Origin of the sequence: Acinetobacter sp. AG1 (genome assembly GCF_001005525.1) — a bacterium.
In the GTDB taxonomy this organism is placed as follows: Bacteria; Pseudomonadota; Gammaproteobacteria; order Pseudomonadales; family Moraxellaceae; genus Acinetobacter; species Acinetobacter modestus.
This window is the reverse complement of sequence record NZ_LBMZ01000124.1, coordinates 98359-116288: the sequence shown is the minus strand read 5'-3', so window position 1 is coordinate 116288 and position 17930 is coordinate 98359. Positions and strand designations below refer to the sequence as shown.

17 protein-coding genes are annotated in these 17930 nt (G+C 34.9%); 6 read left to right on the top strand and 11 right to left on the bottom strand.

Annotated features, from left to right (window positions below; all coding sequences use genetic code 11):
- Positions 1–35: 35 nt before the first annotated feature.
- Genes rfbB through AAV96_RS17330 form a run of 5 tightly spaced genes read left to right on the top strand, consistent with a single transcriptional unit; the run spans position 36 to position 4801 of the window.
- Positions 36–1094 (top strand): dTDP-glucose 4,6-dehydratase, encoded by a 1059-nt coding sequence (rfbB, locus tag AAV96_RS17355; RefSeq protein ID WP_046740219.1) that lies wholly within the window; start codon positions 36–38, stop codon positions 1092–1094.
- Positions 1094–1969 (top strand): glucose-1-phosphate thymidylyltransferase RfbA, encoded by an 876-nt coding sequence (gene rfbA / locus AAV96_RS17350; RefSeq protein WP_046740218.1) that lies wholly within the window; start codon positions 1094–1096, stop codon positions 1967–1969. The genes rfbB and rfbA overlap by 1 nt, the downstream gene beginning before the upstream one ends.
- Positions 1966–2826, top strand: a complete 861-nt coding sequence (locus AAV96_RS18060; protein WP_081407502.1) for a WxcM-like domain-containing protein — start codon at positions 1966–1968, stop codon at positions 2824–2826. The genes rfbA and AAV96_RS18060 overlap by 4 nt, the downstream gene beginning before the upstream one ends.
- Positions 2823–3941 (top strand): DegT/DnrJ/EryC1/StrS family aminotransferase, encoded by a 1119-nt coding sequence (locus AAV96_RS17335; protein WP_046740217.1) that lies wholly within the window; start codon positions 2823–2825, stop codon positions 3939–3941. The genes AAV96_RS18060 and AAV96_RS17335 overlap by 4 nt, the downstream gene beginning before the upstream one ends.
- Positions 3938–4801: a glycosyltransferase family 2 protein gene (locus AAV96_RS17330; RefSeq protein ID WP_046740216.1), complete on the top strand. Its 864-nt coding sequence runs from the start codon at positions 3938–3940 to the stop codon at positions 4799–4801. The genes AAV96_RS17335 and AAV96_RS17330 overlap by 4 nt, the downstream gene beginning before the upstream one ends.
- Here the strand turns inward: AAV96_RS17330 and AAV96_RS17325 are convergent.
- The 4 genes from AAV96_RS17325 to AAV96_RS17310 are packed head-to-tail and all read right to left on the bottom strand — an operon-like array spanning position 4798 to position 7984.
- A complete protein-coding gene (locus AAV96_RS17325) occupies positions 4798–5364 on the bottom strand; it encodes an acyltransferase (protein ID WP_046740215.1) in 567 nt (188 codons plus the stop codon). The two genes, AAV96_RS17330 and AAV96_RS17325, sit on opposite strands and share 4 nt — an antisense overlap.
- A gap of 19 nt (positions 5365–5383) precedes the next feature.
- Positions 5384–6415 (bottom strand): capsular polysaccharide synthesis protein, encoded by a 1032-nt coding sequence (locus tag AAV96_RS17320; protein WP_046740214.1) that lies wholly within the window; start codon positions 6413–6415, stop codon positions 5384–5386.
- On the bottom strand, positions 6345–7196 hold the full coding sequence (locus AAV96_RS17315) for a family 6 glucosyltransferase (RefSeq protein WP_046740213.1): 852 nt from the start codon (positions 7194–7196) through the stop codon (positions 6345–6347). Before AAV96_RS17315 ends, AAV96_RS17320 begins: the two co-directional genes overlap by 71 nt.
- A 14-nt stretch (positions 7197–7210) precedes the next feature.
- Complete coding sequence (locus AAV96_RS17310; protein ID WP_046740212.1) at positions 7211–7984, bottom strand: glycosyltransferase family 25 protein; 774 nt, start codon at positions 7982–7984, stop codon at positions 7211–7213.
- 137 nt (positions 7985–8121) lie between these two features.
- Here AAV96_RS17310 and AAV96_RS17305 point away from each other — a divergent pair, with 137 nt between their 5' ends.
- Complete coding sequence (locus tag AAV96_RS17305) at positions 8122–8811, top strand: glycosyltransferase (RefSeq protein WP_046740211.1); 690 nt, start codon at positions 8122–8124, stop codon at positions 8809–8811.
- Here AAV96_RS17305 and AAV96_RS17300 read toward each other — a convergent pair.
- From AAV96_RS17300 to AAV96_RS17270, 7 genes are all read right to left on the bottom strand, one after another.
- Positions 8808–9611: a glycosyltransferase family 25 protein gene (locus tag AAV96_RS17300; protein ID WP_046740210.1), complete on the bottom strand. Its 804-nt coding sequence runs from the start codon at positions 9609–9611 to the stop codon at positions 8808–8810. The two genes, AAV96_RS17305 and AAV96_RS17300, sit on opposite strands and share 4 nt — an antisense overlap.
- Positions 9612–9626: 15 nt before the next feature.
- Positions 9627–10379 carry a glycosyltransferase family 25 protein gene (locus tag AAV96_RS17295; RefSeq protein WP_046740209.1) on the bottom strand — a complete coding sequence of 251 codons (753 nt, stop codon included), beginning with the start codon at positions 10377–10379 and terminating at the stop codon, positions 9627–9629.
- 40 nt (positions 10380–10419) lie between these two features.
- Positions 10420–11175 (bottom strand): hypothetical protein, encoded by a 756-nt coding sequence (locus tag AAV96_RS17290; RefSeq protein ID WP_046740208.1) that lies wholly within the window; start codon positions 11173–11175, stop codon positions 10420–10422.
- 173 nt (positions 11176–11348) lie between these two features.
- Positions 11349–12509: a nucleotide sugar dehydrogenase gene (locus AAV96_RS17285; protein ID WP_046740207.1), complete on the bottom strand. Its 1161-nt coding sequence runs from the start codon at positions 12507–12509 to the stop codon at positions 11349–11351.
- Positions 12510–12653: 144 nt separating this feature from the next.
- On the bottom strand, positions 12654–13580 hold the full coding sequence (locus AAV96_RS17280) for a branched-chain amino acid transaminase (RefSeq protein ID WP_004664837.1): 927 nt from the start codon (positions 13578–13580) through the stop codon (positions 12654–12656).
- 26 nt (positions 13581–13606) lie between these two features.
- A complete protein-coding gene (gene glnE, locus AAV96_RS17275) occupies positions 13607–16354 on the bottom strand; it encodes a bifunctional [glutamate--ammonia ligase]-adenylyl-L-tyrosine phosphorylase/[glutamate--ammonia-ligase] adenylyltransferase (RefSeq protein WP_046740206.1) in 2748 nt (915 codons plus the stop codon).
- Positions 16355–16427: 73 nt separating this feature from the next.
- Positions 16428–17699: a sensor histidine kinase gene (locus AAV96_RS17270; protein ID WP_046740205.1), complete on the bottom strand. Its 1272-nt coding sequence runs from the start codon at positions 17697–17699 to the stop codon at positions 16428–16430.
- Positions 17700–17930: the final 231 nt, after the last annotated feature.

Sequence of the window (17930 nt, the reverse complement as noted above, 5' to 3'; positions counted from 1 at the left end):
ATTTAACCATTTAAATTCTTGAAGGAAAATATTTTATGCGGATTATAGTTACAGGTGGGGCTGGATTTATTGGTTCAAGTGTCATACGTCACATTATTAAAAATACAAATGATGAAGTTCTTAATATAGACAAACTTACATATGCGGGAAATCTAGAATCACTAAAAGAAATTGATCAGAATCCACGCTATCAATTTCAACAAGTTGATATTTGTGATGCTTCAAAACTAGAACAGATTTTTGAACAGTTTCAACCTGATGCAATCATGCACTTAGCTGCCGAGTCACATGTTGACCGTTCTATAGATGGGCCAAGTACATTTATTCAAACCAATATTGTTGGCACATACACCTTATTAGAAGCAGCACGTAAACATTGGCAGCGATTAGACGAAATTAAAAAATTAAATTTTCGCTTTCACCATATTTCAACAGATGAGGTTTATGGTGATTTGGATGGGACTACGGATTTATTTACTGAAACAACACCATATGCACCAAGCTCACCTTATTCAGCCAGTAAAGCGAGTTCCGACCATTTGGTTCGGGCTTGGCAACGGACCTATGGTCTACCAACTATTGTAACAAATTGCTCTAATAATTATGGCCCATATCACTTTCCTGAGAAATTAATTCCTTTAGTTATTCTGAATGCCTTAGATAGTAAAGCACTCCCTATCTATGGAACTGGTAATCAAATCCGTGATTGGTTATTCGTTGAAGATCATGCAAGAGCCTTATATCAAGTTGTCACTCATGGTACGGTTGGAGAAACTTACAATATCGGTGGGCATAATGAAAAACAGAATATTGAAGTGGTGAAAACCATTTGCAGAATTCTGGATCAATTAAGACCACAAAATAATGCTCAACCTTATGAAAACTTAATTACTTTTGTAAAAGACCGTCCAGGACACGATTTACGTTATGCAATTGATGCCTCAAAAATAGAAAATGAACTTGGCTGGAAACCTCTAGAGACATTTGAAACAGGTATTCGTAAAACAATTGAGTGGTATTTAAATAATTTAGAATGGTGTCGCCACGTTCAGGATGGCAGCTATCAACGTGAAAGATTAGGGGTAAATCTATAATGTCGACGAAAGGTATTATTCTTGCTGGCGGTTCAGGTACTCGCCTCTATCCTATTACCAAAGGCGTTTCTAAACAATTACTCCCAATTTACGATAAACCGATGGTGTATTATCCACTTTCAGTATTAATGTTGGCAGGTATTCGTGAAGTTCTCATTATTAGTACACCTGATGATATTGACGGATTTAAACGTTTACTTGGTGATGGTTCTCAATTGGGTATTGAATTGAGTTACGCAATCCAACCGAGTCCCGATGGTTTAGCCCAAGCATTCATTATTGGTGAACAGTTTATTGGCAAAAGTAATGTATGCCTTGTTCTTGGCGACAATATTTTTTATGGTCAGGGCTTTACACCAATGCTACGTCAAGCTGTCGCTCGTCAAAAAGGCGCGACCGTCTTTGGATATCAAGTTAAAGATCCTGAACGTTTTGGTGTGGTTGAGTTTGATGAACAAAAACGTGCCGTTTCTCTGGAAGAAAAACCTAAACAGCCAAAATCACATTTTGCTGTAACTGGTCTATATTTCTATGATAATGATGTTGTGGAAATCGCAAAAAAAGTTAAACCATCTGAACGTGGTGAATTAGAAATCACGACTGTGAATCAAATGTACTTAGAGCGCGGCGACTTAAATGTTGAGTTACTTGGTCGAGGTTTTGCTTGGCTCGACACAGGCACACATGAAAGCTTACTTGAAGCAGCACAATTTGTAGAAACGATTGAAAAACGTCAAGGCTACAAAGTAGCATGCCTAGAAGAAATTGCGTTTAACAACGGCTGGCTAAGCAAAGAACAAGTTCTAGAAATCGGCCAAAGTATGAATAAAAATGATTATGGTCAATATTTGGTATCATTAGTGAGTGAATTATGAAACTGATTGATTGGATTGACTTACCAAATTTAGGTGACGAACGTGGTGGTCTTGTTGTTGCAGAGGCCAGCAAAAATATTCCTTTTAAAGTAAATCGTATCTACTATATTTTCGATGCAAAACCAGATATTCCCCGCGGTTTTCATGCCCATAAAGAGCTACATCAGGTTGCATTCTGTATAAAGGGAAAATGCAGAATGATTATGGATAATGGTAGTGAAAAGCAAGAAGTATGGATGGATCAAGCCAATAAAGGGTTAAGGATACCACCTCTTGTTTGGCACGAAATGCATGACTTTTCAGAAGATTGTGTATTATTAGTGTTGGCAAGTGAACATTATGACGAAAGCGATTATATCCGTAGTTATGATGAATTTCTCAGCGTTGTAAATCGTCCATTTATTCATCCATTATCTGATGTACATAGCCCTCATATAGGTCAGAATACCCGTGTTTGGCAATATAGTGTTATTCTCAAAAATGCGGTAATTGGTTCTGGATGTAATATTTGTGCCCATACCTTAATCGAGAATGATGTCCGAATTGGAAACAATGTAACCATAAAGTCTGGTGTCTACATCTGGGATGGAATCAGCTTAGAAGATAATGTGTTTATTGGTCCATGCGTCACTTTTACCAACGATAAAAAACCACGATCAAAACAGTATCCTGAAAGCTTCGCAAATACTGTTGTAGAACAAGGCGCGAGTATTGGCGCGAATGCAACTATCTTGCCAGGTATTCGAATAGGAAAGAATGCAATGATTGGTGCAGGTGCAGTCGTAACAAAAGATGTACCAGAAAATGCAATTATGGTCGGCAATCCAGCAAAAATTAAAGGGTATATTGGACAATGATTCCTTTTCTTGATCTTAAAAATATTAATCAACAATACCGCGAGCAACTCATTGAAGCCTGTACACGAGTTATTGACTCTGGATGGTATATTGGTGGAAAAGAACTCGAACAATTCGAACTGAATTTTGCAAAATTTTGCGGAACCAAATATGCAATCGGCGTAGCCAATGGTTTAGATGCTCTTATTTTGACATTAAGAGCTTGGAAAGAGTTAGGTAAATTAAAAGCCGGTGATGAAGTTATTGTTCCTTCAAACACTTATATTGCCAGTATTTTAGCCATTAGCGCTAATCAGCTTAAACCTGTCCTTATTGAACCTGATCCAGATACCTTCAATCTTGATCCTACAAAAATTGAAGCAGCTATTACAAATAAGACAAAAGTTATTTTACCAGTTCATCTATATGGTCAGCTTGCAGCAATGCCTGAAATTATGCAAATTGCAGATCAATATGACTTATTAGTTTTAGAGGATTCTGCTCAAAGCCATGGTGCAGAAGTTAAAGGTAGAAAAGCTGGGAATTGGGGACATGCATCCGGATTTAGTTTTTATCCTGGTAAAAACCTTGGTGCATTAGGTGATGCTGGCGCAATAACAACGAATGATCTAGAGCTTGCCAATATGCTTAGAGCATTACGCAATTATGGTTCACATGAAAAATATAAAAATCTTGTACAAGGTGTAAATAGTCGTTTAGATGAAATTCAAGCCGCTATCTTGGATATTAAACTTAAATTTCTAGATCAAGAGACTTTACACCGTCGTAAGATTGCCGCACTTTATTTAGAAAATATTAATAATTCTTTAATTCAACTTCCTAAAATGCAAATTAATGCTTTAGATGATAAGCAACATGTTTGGCATTTATTTGTGATTCGAACCGAACATCGTGAAGCTTTACAAAAGCACCTAGCTGAACAGGGTATACAAACTTTGATTCATTACCCTATTCCCCCACATAAACAACAAGCTTATCAGGAATGGAACAACTCAAGCTTTCCAATTTCAGAAACAATTCATTCTGAAGTATTGAGTTTGCCTATGGGACCCACCCTTAGCTTAAAGGATGCTCAATTCATCGTAGATGTCTGTAATGGATTTAAATTATCATGACATCAATGACTACCCCACCTTTAGTAACAATTGCTATTCCTTGTTATAACCATGAGCAATATGTTCAAGATAGTATCCAAAGTATTATTGATCAATCTTATTCAAACATTGAACTAATTATTATAGATGATGGTTCTAAAGATAATTCTGTATTAAAAATTCAAGAATTAATTTCAATTTGTACAAATAGATTTAGTCGATTTGAATTTAGATATAGAGAGAATAAAGGGTTATGTAATACTCTAAATGAAGCATTAAAATGGGCAAATGGAGAATATTTTTGCACATTAGCTTCTGATGATATGATTCAACCTGAAAAAATTGAATTACAAATTCAAGCTTTGCGTGAATATCCTGAAGCTATTGCTTGCTTTGGAGGTGTAAATATTATAGATAAACATAACAAGATCATAGACCAACGTGTCAGAAGTTTTAAAAAAACTTACTTTAGTGAGATCTTTTTAAATCAGCATGATTTACCTGCTTCGTCACAAATGATAGATACTGCAACTCTTCAAAAGGTAGGTGGATTTAATCCTCAAACAAAAATTGAAGATTGGGATCTATTATTACGTCTATCGAACTTGGATAAAGAAATTATCTACATCCCTTATCCGCTTGTAAATTATCGATCACATGACGAAAATATGAGTAAAAATCAAGATATGATGTATGAAGAAATGTTAAAAATCGCAATGCAATATCGAGATCATAAATTATATCCGTCTGCGGTATATACCATACAAAAAATAATAAAAATTAGACCACTAAGAAAAGAAAGTCCTATCAAATCATTAATGCTTCGTTGTAAATATTATTTGATTTATCTTCAAAATAGATATTTTTCAAAACAAAGTTAATCTACAGGAATATTCTTGACAAATTTTGCAGGTATACCTGCAAAAATTGTCAATGGTGGCACATCTTTCACAACAATTGCACCATTTGCAATGACTGCACCTTGACCAATCTTTACCCCCTTCAGTATTTTCACATCAGATCCAATAAAAACATCGTCTCCAATTTTTACTGGTAAGCATTCATAATTTCCATTGGTTCTATTATTAATGGCCAAGCCATGAAAATCTGAGTCAGTGACGAAAAAATTAGTACCTATTAAGCATCTACGTCCAATTGAAATTTCTGTCCGATCAGCAATCATTACAAAGTTATTATTTATAAAGGTGTTATCTAAAATTTCAATTTTAGCAGTAGTATTTCTAGCTTCTATATACCCCACTCCATTAGTAAAATATGGAGATGGAAAAACGCCTAACTCTACATTCTGAACAAAAATCTCTCCAGTTCCGATAAATTGTGTAGCTTGTAATATTTTCCCCGTAAATTTCAATTTACGAATATTAGAAAAGAATTTTCTATAGAACCATACTCTTAATCTAGTATAGCGATACATAAATTTCATGAGATCACCTTAGTTCAAACTAAATATTATCTTTTAAATAATTATAAAAAGAGTTCTGGAGCGAATTAGCAATATATGTCATTTTATGAATATTAATTAGACTAAGAATTCTATTAAATTCAGCCTGATCATAAAAATTATTGGCTTTAGATTGTAATAAATGAGGTAAAGTATCATCTATAATTATAGATTTTTGATCTGGAAAGTACTTATTTATTAAAACATCAAATAAAATTTGGAAGAAAAAGTAATGGGGAATATTATTTTGCGTCTTCCAAAAATTCAACAATAGATCTAAACATGTGTGTATAACAATATTTCCTTTTTTCCCAACAATAAAACTATTTAGAACATTAATACGGTGATTACTATCCCAACCAAAGTAATCAGAATTATACTCAGACCAATAACGTTTATTTTTAGCTTCTGATGATCTTTGAAACATAAAAAAATCAGAATTAGTAATATTTTCTTTAATTGGAGACGTTAACATAATAGTTGCATCTAACCAAATACCCCCATAAACATCAAGTAATGCTAATCGAATTAAATCCGCAAAAAAAGCATGTTTAAATTCAGGGTTCTGTTTCTTTAAATATACAAAGTCAGGCAAATCCAAATAATCATTTATATTACTATCATCCAATCGGATAATTTTAAAATCAGTACAGTATTTATCTACTGATTTAAAGCATAAATTAACAATTTCAGGTAACTGACCATGATTAATGCCTTGCGCCCAATATTGCCAAATTATTTTTTGATCTAGAAAGGCCTTCTTTGGTTTCAGTTGAAAATGTTCAATTTTATTATCTTGATATAGATTAATTATTTTCTCCCAAGCATCAGCCACTGATGCTTGTTTAGATCGGTCTGCTATCAGATTATATTTCTTTCTTAATTTTTTTGGGATGAATCCAAAGTACAAAATTCGCCAAGGCTTTTTATGCAGCCTATGAATTAAACGTACAAAATCAGTCTCATAAGAAAAGAGATTTGATAAATTGTTTGAATCTAACTTTGTAGAATTTTGATTGTTTTGTATTTGCATTTTCCCATTCTACCTGACTAATTTTATGCTCACTCTCACCACGTAAATATGCATGTCCACCAAATCGATAATGTGATTTGTCTAGGAATACTACTTTTGATGTTTTTTTCCAGTATTCATACTCACCACGACTAAAAAGAGGTGGTAAAATTTTTACATCATCACGGTTTAATGCATATTTATTTAAATGGCTTTCATCATGCCATAGCGCAATAACGTCTTTCTCTAAATCAGATTTTATATTCTGATTTAATTTTTCACACATTTCTAAGTATGCTGATGTCTCTCCCCCATTAATCCCACCCATAAAATAATATTGGCCTTGACCGTTTGGAATATAGGCTGAAGATTCAGGATTTCTATCATATGTAAATTTACGTTTGGATAAATGAAACATATGTGGCTGATGAGCAAATACTAACTTTTGATCTTCTCTTAATGGTAGTAGATCATCTGAAGTGATTTTAGATACTATTTCAGAATTTCCATTAAAGAAAAATACATAATCAAATGCTTCTAGTTGATCCTTGATCGATAAAAAAATATCAAAGCGCATTAATGTATCATAAGGCCAGCCTAATTTATTTTGCTGTATACAAGTAACATTATCCTTACTTTTCCCAGCAATATCCTCTGAACTATCTGTAAAAACAAAATAATGCTTTAAACAGTTATTTAATAAATATTTCTCAGCAGATTCATAGAAATATTTCCAAAAAACAGTGTATCGTCCAGTTGCGATGTATAAGACGGCTACAGTTTTTTGATTAATATCACTCATAATTATATTTCTCATTATTTAAACTTAATAGTTTTATAAGCAATAATGCTAAATAATTGCATATATATTCGATAAATTTCTAGTTTTATTTTAGACCACCCTTTCTTTTTATTCTTTTTCATTCTTTGTTGACGCTCATTATATAAATCACTAACCAAAGAGGTTTTGCTCTTTTCAGGGTATAAAATCATTTCCTGAATACATAGCGCTGGATTCATTTGATAAATATTATTTTTTTTATTTAAAATATACTGATTAAACATCAATTGATCCAAAGGTATTAATTCAACAGATTGAATGTATTCTAAATATTCTTTTGCCCCTTTTATAGAAAGTATATAACCAGCCGTACCTAAATTACAGCTTTTTAATTTATATATAGACCGATTCCCCTTTTCCAATTGGACATATGGTTTCCCGATCAAAACACGCTCATTAAATGCTTCAATCTTTATTATATTCCAATCTGGATCAATCCAGTCATGACTATTCAAATAAAAATTTGCATCATCACCTAAATAGATATCATCTTCAAAAATTGCCATATAACTAATATTTTCATCGAGCATTTTTTGCCAAAGCGCAACGTGGCTCATAAAACATGCTAATTCAGTTTTCGCTAAAAATTTTTCATTTACATTTAATTTTAATTTATCAGCCATGGTTGCCGCTAAATCTGGCGTTAATGCATTAAAAAATTGATATTCAACTTGATGATGACTAAATTGATTTTCAATATGCTGTCTTCGATCTGAGGCTGTTTTTAAACTTATGACATAATTTTTCATCGTAAAATAACCTAACAAATCTCCAGCATTATTGTAGTTGCAGTGTATTCAATATTATTTGAGTATACAATGAATTCGTCCTACAATCACAAATATCTACAATCATATTGGCTATGAACTGTTCTGGAGAATGATCGTTGAAAGCACAAGATATTACACTTTGCCTTACTATTGGCCGACGCCCAGAACTATTACGTCAAACCCTAGAAAGCCTATTCAACCAGATTAGTTTTGAACATATTATTGCAATCAATGATTTTCGTGATGAGGAAACCAATCAAGTTTTTCGAGAACTATGTCCTACAGGGATACTGATTAACCTTTCAGAACAAGTTGGACATCACAAAGCCGTGGATTTAATGTATGCTCAAGTTAAGACGAATTACATTTTTCATTGTGAAGATGATTGGCTATTTGATCAACCTATTCAAATTGAAGAATATATAAATATTTTAAAAAATGACTCTTCAGCAACCTCTATTGTATTAAGAAAGTTATCTGACTTTTCTTTTACAGAAGAAGAATTTAATAAGATCCAATTTATTCAAAATAGTGATATAACTACTGCAAAACTTACTAAACTGCATGATCAATGGCACGGTTTCACTTTTAACCCCCATATTTCACCGATTACTATGTGGAAAGCAACACAAGGGTTTCAGAACTTTAGAAAAGAACGACATATTTCACGTTGGTTCCGAAAAAGAAACCAATATAATCTTTTCTTAAAAAATGGTGTATGTCATCATATTGGCTGGGAAAATAGCTTAGCTAATCCACCTAAAACAACATGGTGGCAAAAAACTAAAGCAAAAATCTTTGGTTAATCAAATCGCTTAGGTTCAACCTTAATTTCTCTTTTAACAGCACCTTTACACATAAATAAAAGGTAATAATAGCCCAAAATAATTTGAGCTATTATTCTTCTATATTTAAATTGAATTTTTTCTATTATAGATAATTCAAAAGAAACTGTATTTTTAACTTGCCCGATAATTGAATGCATATCGTCCATCGGCTTGACGCCATACATTTCACATTTATCGCTCTGAAGTAACACTGCTGGCTCAATTTGATAAGCTTCTAATGATCTACAACTATAAATAAACTCATCAGCTAAACCAATGGCTCTCTTTTCCATGAAATCTAGAAGTTTTTTTGCACCACTTGGGTACAGAATATATCCCCCTGTTCCACTTCTATCTTGATATAAACTAAATAATCGAAAATGATCATCAGTTAAATCAAATGTAGCTGATTTTGCAATTAACTTTCTACGTCCATGCACCTCTAAATTTATAAAATCGATATTTTCTAAATTAGTTACCGCATTAATAATTTGTTTAAATTCTCGCACTAAAACAGCATCGTCCTCTAAAACAACACAAGGTTCATTTAATGTAACAACGTACTCCCATGCTTTTTTGTGACTCAAAAAACAAGCTAACTCAGATTGTTTCATTGGTCTTTGACCATTGAAGGCTAATTTTTGATAATCACCTTTACTAAAATCAGCAATTGAAACTGCAGGTAAACGCTCAAATACAACTTTTAATTTATCAAATTGTTCATTTTGCTGCTGTAAACGATCTTTGGAACCATCTAAATTGATCATTAAAACTTTCATTTTTAATACCCTAATTCATTTCTCTAAAAGCTTTTTACATGCATTCCATTTATTCATCCACATCCGTTTCTGGCGAGGTAAAAAACGATCTGCACGTAAACTCTTTTGCTGATTTATTAAGGTTCCAGCATCAATATCACTCTCCGAACCATTTTGGAGTACTAATGCAGGATAAACTGATAAGCCTTTACCATTCTTACTTAGCCATGCTTGTAACTCTACATCAATGGGCATAAAAATAGGCTGATCATTAATCTTTTCTAAAAAATCCTGTGCACCTTTTCTTGACCAAATTAACCCTATAGCTAATATTGGAAAATAATAAGCATTTAATAGCTCATAGTTACCAAATTCAGCAATTTTAGATGTTAGTTTTTTCTTTTTTGCACCTAGGTTAATAACATTCCAATCTGTATATTTATTATTTTCCAGCCATCTTATAATTTCTATAACTTTTTGATTAAAATCCTCATTTAATCTTAAATCATCTTCTAAAATGACACCATAATCTGAACCAGACAATAAAAAAGTTTCAACTGCTTTTTTATGACTTAAATAGCAACCTATTTCAGCACCTATTAAATCTCTTCCAGTAAAAATATGAGATCTTTTACTATCATAATTTGAATATGAGGAAAGTTCGAGTTTACGTCCATCAACAGCTGAAATACGAGTATAGTTAATTTTTTGTTTACTCAATTCTGTATCTGCTTTATTTAAACGTTCTACACTTGAATCCAAATTAATTAAAAAAAAAGAAATTTTCACGATTTGACCCAATATATTAATAAATGTACAGATTATCTAATTACTGCCAAGCATCTTTAATCCAGTCAGAAGGCAATACATAACGATACCATTTACCACCACCACCATTTACGGCATCAGGTGGATTAATTTCGCCATGAAAAATAATAATTTTTGCACCTTTCGGTTTTACAGGCGGCTTCACATATGCTAATGGTATCTTTTGTAAACAATGATATTTATAACTTTTACACCAATCTTCGTTCCAATAACTCAAAGTTCCATGTGCATCAACGAACCATGACAAATAAGCTTGCTCATTACGGAATTTTTGACGAATCTCATCAAAATTTTCACGAAAATACGGTAAAATTTGAGGAAAGCTACCTAATTTAAAACGATAAACAGAACTATTGCCCGTGATACGCCAAGGTCGCTTCCAATCATGAATAATTAAAAATTCGCCTTTCTCTTGAAAAAAGCAGTCAATGTTATCCACAATCACAACATCAAGATCTAAGAACAAAGCATTGCCTTTTAGACCATATAAATCTGACTCGAAAGTAGAAAGTTTGTTCCAACCACGTTCAGGACTACCTGCTGGTAGATCTAACGGTGGGATTGGAAAGCACTGCACATTTGGATCAATGCCCTCGCTACGATCCGTCAAACAAACCATTTTAAAGGGTAAAGTCAGATGACGTTTGACCATGTTATACAGACGATTAACATATTCTGGACCGTACTTCGTTCCCCATTTCATGCACAAAATAATATTGTCTTCATGAGTTGCTGAATCTTGTTGAATGTCTGCCATCTGATAACCTTAATGCCTTAGATATTATTTTCGCGTTGCGATTTTCGTACCAAGCGTTTTAAAACAATATGCACTGAATATTGGGCTATCTTAGCATAGGCATTATCAAAAAAATTATTATTAATTCACCAAACTAGGATGATTCTTTATAGTTTTGTTTAATCATTTAAGTGCTAATTTATTCCAAATAAGTCTCTCGTATAGATTTTTTCCATAACATCACTAAACATCGGCACCATACGATTGACAATAATCAAATCAGAGATTGCTTTAAATTTTTGTAGACTCGACATTAAAGGATGACCAAGGTACGCTTTCGCACCCAAAGTTGGTTCATAGATCACGATTTGGATTCCCGCATCCGCTAAACCACTCAGTACATCATGTACAGCTGACTCTCTAAAATTATCTGAGTCGGCTTTCATGGTTAATCGATAAATACCAACACAAGTGACATTTCGACTCAGTATATCTTCAATAATCGCTTGTTTACGGGTTTGGTTAGAACGAATAATTGCCGAGATCAATTCTTGTGGTGTTTCATGATAATTGGCTAAAAGCTGTTTGGTATCTTTGGGTAAACAATAGCCTCCATAACCAAAGGATGGATTGTTATAGTGATCACCAATACGTTGATCTAATCCCACCCCTTTAATTATATCTAAAGCACTCAATTTGTTTTTTAGACAATAGGTATCCAACTCATTAAAAAAAGCAACTCGCATCGCCAAATAAGTATTTGAAAACAGCTTAATTGCTTCTGCTTCCGTTGAGTCAACACATAACAGTACCGCATCTTTTTTTATGGTTGCTTTCAAATAAAGCTTGGCAATTTTCTCGGCTCGCTTTGACTTTTCCCCTACAATAATCCGTGACGGGTATAAATTATCTTGTAAAGCCTGCCCCTCTCTTAGAAATTCAGGAGAAAAAATAAGATTCTTTAAAGCAAGCTTTTTGGAAAGTTCTTTTGTATAGCCGACTGGAACTGTAGATTTGATCAACATCAATGCTTTAGGATTTATTTTTTGAATACTATGAATAACAGTTTCAATACTCGATGTATCGAAATAATTTGTTTCAGGATTGTAGTTGGTGGGTGTTGCGATAATAATCAATTTAGCCTGTTGATAAGCCAGTTCTTGGTCACAAGTCGCTTCAATATTAGACTCAGATAAATAGTTTTGAATACAGGTATCACTCATCGGGGATACGCGCTGATTAATGTTCTTTACGCGTGTTTTATCGATATCTAATACTATCACATCATGTTGTTTTGAAAATAATAAAGCATTGGATAAGCCGACATAACCTGCACCTACGACAGTAATTTTCATTGCTTCTCTATTGTTTTTAATTGCACTTAAAGTTCACCGTAATCAAGTTCAATGAAAGATTGATGATGATTTAGTTGCAATCTATTGACAGCTCAGCAATAAAAAAGCGAAGCCTGAGCTTCGCTTAATTGATCTGGTTTGATCTTATTTTACATAAGTCAACCAATGTGCATATTTATCGTTACGACCTTGTACTGCATCAAAGAAAGTTTTTTGAATAACAGTGGTAATCGGACCACGTGAACCACAACCGATTTCACGGTCATCATATTCACGAATTGGCGTTACTTCCGCAGCAGTACCGGTAAAGAATGCTTCATCAGCGATGTAAAACTCATCACGTGTGATACGACGCTCAACCACCTCATAACCAAGGTCTTTGGCAATGGTAATTACGGTTTGACGGGTAATCCCTTCTAACGCACCGCCTGCCAAGTCAGGTGTATGCAAAACACCATCTTTGATCAAGAATACGTTTTCGCCTGCACCTTGACAAACAAAGCCTTGAGGGTCAAGTAACATTGCTTCGTCATAACCTGAACGTGCAACTTCTTGGTGTGCCAAAATCGATACAGTATAGTTACCACATGCTTTTGCTTTACACATCGTCACGTTTGGATGGTGGTGCGTAAATGATGACGTTTTAACACGAATACCACGTGCCATCGCTTCTTCACCAAGGTATGCACCCCATGACCAAGCCGCTACAGCAGCATGGATGGTATTATCTGTTGCAGCAATTCCTAGTTTCTCAGAGCCAATCCAAATGAGAGGACGCAAATAAGCTGATACCAATTTATTTTCACGCACAACATCAATCTGCGCCTGCTCTAAAGTCGCTTGATCAAATGGTACATTCATTTGATAAATTTTTGCTGAATTTAATAAGCGTTTAGTGTGATCTTGCAAACGGAAGATTGCTGTACCATTTGGGGTTTCATAAGCACGGACGCCTTCAAAAACACCCATACTGTAGTGTAATGTGTGTGTTAAGACGTGAATTTTTGCATCACGCCAATCAACTAATTTTCCATCTTGCCAAATAAAACCATCACGATCAGCCAAATTCATGGCACATACTCCAAATTTTTACACAATCATTCACTTTCCAATGCTATTGCAGTTGGATCAATTAACCTTTGCCATAACTTGCAAACGATCTCTCGGGTATCGTGCCAATCCGCAGCATTGACTTGCATAGATTGATTTGCAAGCGCTAAACGGTGGCTCTCAGCTCGTTCACGGAGATAAGCATGGATGAGTGCTGTGGCATCTTCACTGGATAAGCAGCCTGCTCGAGCAGCATCTTCAAGAATTCTTACGTTATCAGAATAATGGGCAAGATCTGGATTCGTCCCGCCCCATGCAAGCACTGCATACTGTGCCATAAATTCGATGTCAACGATACCACCTGCATCCTGTTTTAAATGAAAAATGCCATGTTTTTTTTGTTCAGAAGACGATCCCAAATGGTCTTTCATTTTTTGACGCATTTTCAATACTTCTTCACGCACAACATTTTCATCTCGTTTTTGAGTCAAAATCTGGCAACGAATCTGCTCAAACAGCTGACACAAATTTACATCACCCGCAATCGAACGGGCGCGCACTAAAGCTTGATGCTCCCAAAGCCACGCACTTTTTTGTTGATATTGCTCATACGCTTTTAAACTGGTGACTAACATCCCTGCCTCACCTGATGGACGTAAACGGGTATCAATTTCATAAACACGCCCATCTAAGGTTTGCGTCGTCATTAAAGACATAAACTTTTGTGCCACACGAATTGCAAACTCAGCCCCGCTAATACCTTTACGACCATCAGTTTCACCATGTTCTTCAAAAGCATGGATAAAAACGAGATCTAGGTCTGAACCATAACCCAATTCAATCCCACCAAGCTTGCCATATCCAATCACAGCAAAACCTTTATTATCCAAACTACAACGCTGACCATTATTGCCTAAAGGATAACCATGTCGCTCAGCAACCGCTTCATAAGCTAAATTAAGAGTCGCCTGGACGCTAACTTCAGCAATATCAGTCAATGCATCTGACACTTTCATTAATGGACTTTCAGCTAAGACATCGCTTGCAGCAACAGTTAAGACATTGCTCTTCTTAAATAGACGTAAAACGCGCATTTGATCTTCAACTTGATCAATTTCGATGCGTAATAATTGTTGACGTAGTGAATCTTCTAAATCTTTACGCTGCGGTAAACCAAAATCCATAGAAAGGAATTCATCTAACAGGACTGGATATTGTGCTAACTCTTCACAAATCCATGGACTAACCGTCGCCATCTTAACTAATCGTTGTAAAGCACCACGACTTTCCATGAGCATGACCAAATACACAGTACGGCGAAGTACAGATTCAACCAAAGGCATTAATCGCAACAAAGCGACTTGTGGCTGATCTGACTGTAAGATCGCTTCGATCAAGTGTGGCCAGAATTTCTTTAAACGCTCTAAAGCACTCGCTGGAATTTTTCTTAGTGCTTGTCCATGCCAAAAGTTTTGAATTAGATTCTTTGCACCATCATCTAATACAGTATTCAGTTTTTGCTCAAGCTGAACAAAGTCATCTACAGGCTCAGCAAATTCCTTTTCCTGAATAAGTTGTTTAAACTGAACTTTAACTTTGTCGCGTTTTTGATTCAAAACAGCTAAGAAAGTAGACCAATCGTTAAACCCTAAAGTATCTAACATACGTTGTCTTAATTCAGGTTCAGTCGGTAGAGATTGTGTTTGCTGGTCATTGAGTGCTTGAATCGCGTGCTCAATCCGTCTTAGAAATAAATAAGCATCTTCAAGATCAATTACAGCCTGTTGATCAAGTAATTCAGCATTTCCCAAATGATGTAGACTGACCAAACATTGACGATCTTGTAATTCACGTTTCGAGCCTCCATAAATTAACTGAAAAACTTGAACAATAAATTCAATTTCACGGATGCCACCCGCACCCAATTTAATATCATCTTCAATATTACGGCGCATGACTTCACGTTCAATCATCGCTTTCATTTCACGCATCGCAGCGAAAGCAGAATAATCGACATAACGGCGAAAAACGAATGGGCGCGACATTTCCATGAGTTCTGCGCCAGCTTTTTCACCTGTAATCACACGTGCTTTAATCCAAGCATAGCGTTCCCATTCACGTCCATGCTGACTTAAATATTTTTCTAACCCGCTGTGGCTAATCGCCAAAGCTGAACCATCACCCCACGGACGTAAGCGCATATCGACACGGAATACAAAACCATCTGCGGTAATATGATCAAGCAGATAAATCAGTTTCTGCCCCCATAGAATGCAGAACTGCTGTACATCTATACATTTACGCCCATTGGTTTCACCTTGCTCATCGAAGGCAAAAATTAGATCAATATCGCTAGAAAGGTTAAGTTCTTGTGCACCAAGTTTCCCCATTCCAATCACGATCAAATCTTGTAAATGACCTGAATAACCAATCGGTTCGCCATGTTTGGCTAATAGAGGCGGTAATGCAAAAGCTTTTGCAGCACAAATACTGGCATCAGCAAAATCTGAAAGTTCACGTGTTAGCGTCACCACATTGGTAAGTTGATTAGCATCTTGCCAAATCCAGCGAAACATCAACTTTGCACGCAAGACTCGTAATGCTTTCATCCAAGCGTGCTCATCTGTTACATCGGCAACAGCTTGTTGAACTTTTTCATGAATACTTGCGGTAGAAAGTGATTGGAGAAATTGATCTTCGCAATAATCTTGTTCTAATTGTATTTGATATAAATTTAAAACTTGTTCAGCATATTGACTGGCAACTAAAGTTTTCTGTAGCTGTTCCGCATTCATATAAAAAGGCTCGGCTAATCTCGTATAATCTAGGATTAGTTATATCAGTTACACGCTTATCTTTAAAATCTCTTTAGGCTAATTTCGCTTTAGTTTTATGCTGTTCTACACATAAATCTATTGGTTCATTTGCAGCAGGCAATACAACTTTAAAGATTGTGCCCTCACCCTCATTCGAGCTAACACTAATTTCACCATGATTTAGATCAACGAATCGTTTACACAATGTTAGCCCTAGCCCTGCCCCCTTTTCACCTGCAGTACCTTTAAAACTGACCGTGATTCTCGGCTGAAATAGCGTTTCAATCTGCTCAAGGGTCATCCCCAAGCCAGTATCTTTAATATAAATTTCAACAAAGTTACCTTGAGTTTGAGCTTGAATAAAGACTTTGCCAGAACCATCAATATCAGTAAATTTCAGAGCATTGGATACTAAATTCTGAATCACGGAAGTGATCATATTCATATCAGCATAAACTTTAAGATTTTCATCCACTTCATTAATCAACTGGATATTTTTCTTGATCGCCAGTGTTTTTAAGACATCTGTAACAATATTGGTAATCTGTCGTAGCTTAAAATTAATCGGGTGGTAAACAAAACGCCCGCCTTCAGCCATCGACCAATTTAATAAACTTTCCAACAAGTTATAGGTCGACTGAGAGGTATCGTAAAGATAGTCCGCGATATTCTGAATGCTAGATTCATCTAAAGTGTCACGCTCTTTTGCCAATATTTCAGAGAAACCTAATAGACCATGAAATGGTGCTCGTAGATCATGAGATATAATTGAAAAGAATTTAGTTTTACTAAAGTTTAATGCAGCTTCTTGCTCGTATAATTCTTTCAGTTCGTCATGATTGACCTTTAACTCCAGTTTCTGCATAAAACTCATACAGTGCTCTTGAAGTAATTGTTTTTGCAATTCGCTGAAATCTTGTGCAACATCATCAAATAAAACCAGATATCCCAATGAAGTTTGATCTGGATGCCTTAAATGTATTGCAATTGCAGTTTGTATTTTACGTTTGAATGGCGCTAGAAAGGCCAATAAACTCTGATATTGAGGGTGTTGTTGATCGATCAAATCACCATTTACAAATAGTGTATTTAGACTTTTACTAATTTTTGAAATATCAATTACTTGTAACTTTTCTGCGCAACAATGCCAAAGGTAGGGTTCTTGATGGAATGCGAGCAAAGCAGTATCGGCTTGCATCAATTTACGGTTAAACTGTAAAAATTGTTCAAGTAAATTTTGCTCAGAATTCAAGCCCAAAGAAAGCGAAATTTTACAAGCACTTAACTTATCGGCTTGCTGTAATTCTAATAATTGAATAGCCATGCCCGCCTCTCGTGTATTATCGTTATACGGTTATTTACGAATCACTAAGAAAAAAATGTCAAAACCATCACTTACTATTAACAAACTTTAACATAAAAGGCAATTCATGATTGAACCAATTCGCAACAAAACGTGAACTTTCATGAAATTTAAACTTAAATGAATTCCGCAGAGAGTCTAATTTTTGGAAATTTGGTGAACTTTCAAATCTTCATATATCTCAATAAATAC

What these genes read in the sequence shown, in the direction of transcription:
- AAV96_RS17330 (WP_046740216.1), top strand. Translation starts at nt 3,938, where the DNA reads ATGACATCAATGACTACCCCACCTTTAGTAACAATTGCTATTCCTTGT.
- rfbB (WP_046740219.1), top strand. Translation starts at nt 36, where the DNA reads ATGCGGATTATAGTTACAGGTGGGGCTGGATTTATTGGTTCAAGTGTC.
- AAV96_RS17320 (WP_046740214.1), bottom strand. Translation starts at nt 6,415, where the DNA reads ATGCAAATACAAAACAATCAAAATTCTACAAAGTTAGATTCAAACAAT.
- rfbA (WP_046740218.1), top strand. Translation starts at nt 1,094, where the DNA reads ATGTCGACGAAAGGTATTATTCTTGCTGGCGGTTCAGGTACTCGCCTC.
- AAV96_RS17310 (WP_046740212.1), bottom strand. Translation starts at nt 7,984, where the DNA reads ATGAAAAATTATGTCATAAGTTTAAAAACAGCCTCAGATCGAAGACAG.
- AAV96_RS18060 (WP_081407502.1), top strand. Translation starts at nt 1,966, where the DNA reads ATGAAACTGATTGATTGGATTGACTTACCAAATTTAGGTGACGAACGT.
- AAV96_RS17285 (WP_046740207.1), bottom strand. Translation starts at nt 12,509, where the DNA reads ATGAAAATTACTGTCGTAGGTGCAGGTTATGTCGGCTTATCCAATGCT.
- AAV96_RS17325 (WP_046740215.1), bottom strand. Translation starts at nt 5,364, where the DNA reads ATGAAATTTATGTATCGCTATACTAGATTAAGAGTATGGTTCTATAGA.
- AAV96_RS17270 (WP_046740205.1), bottom strand. Translation starts at nt 17,699, where the DNA reads ATGGCTATTCAATTATTAGAATTACAGCAAGCCGATAAGTTAAGTGCT.
- AAV96_RS17335 (WP_046740217.1), top strand. Translation starts at nt 2,823, where the DNA reads ATGATTCCTTTTCTTGATCTTAAAAATATTAATCAACAATACCGCGAG.
- glnE (WP_046740206.1), bottom strand. Translation starts at nt 16,354, where the DNA reads ATGAATGCGGAACAGCTACAGAAAACTTTAGTTGCCAGTCAATATGCT.
- AAV96_RS17290 (WP_046740208.1), bottom strand. Translation starts at nt 11,175, where the DNA reads ATGGCAGACATTCAACAAGATTCAGCAACTCATGAAGACAATATTATT.
- AAV96_RS17315 (WP_046740213.1), bottom strand. Translation starts at nt 7,196, where the DNA reads ATGAGTGATATTAATCAAAAAACTGTAGCCGTCTTATACATCGCAACT.
- AAV96_RS17280 (WP_004664837.1), bottom strand. Translation starts at nt 13,580, where the DNA reads ATGAATTTGGCTGATCGTGATGGTTTTATTTGGCAAGATGGAAAATTA.
- AAV96_RS17300 (WP_046740210.1), bottom strand. Translation starts at nt 9,611, where the DNA reads ATGAAAGTTTTAATGATCAATTTAGATGGTTCCAAAGATCGTTTACAG.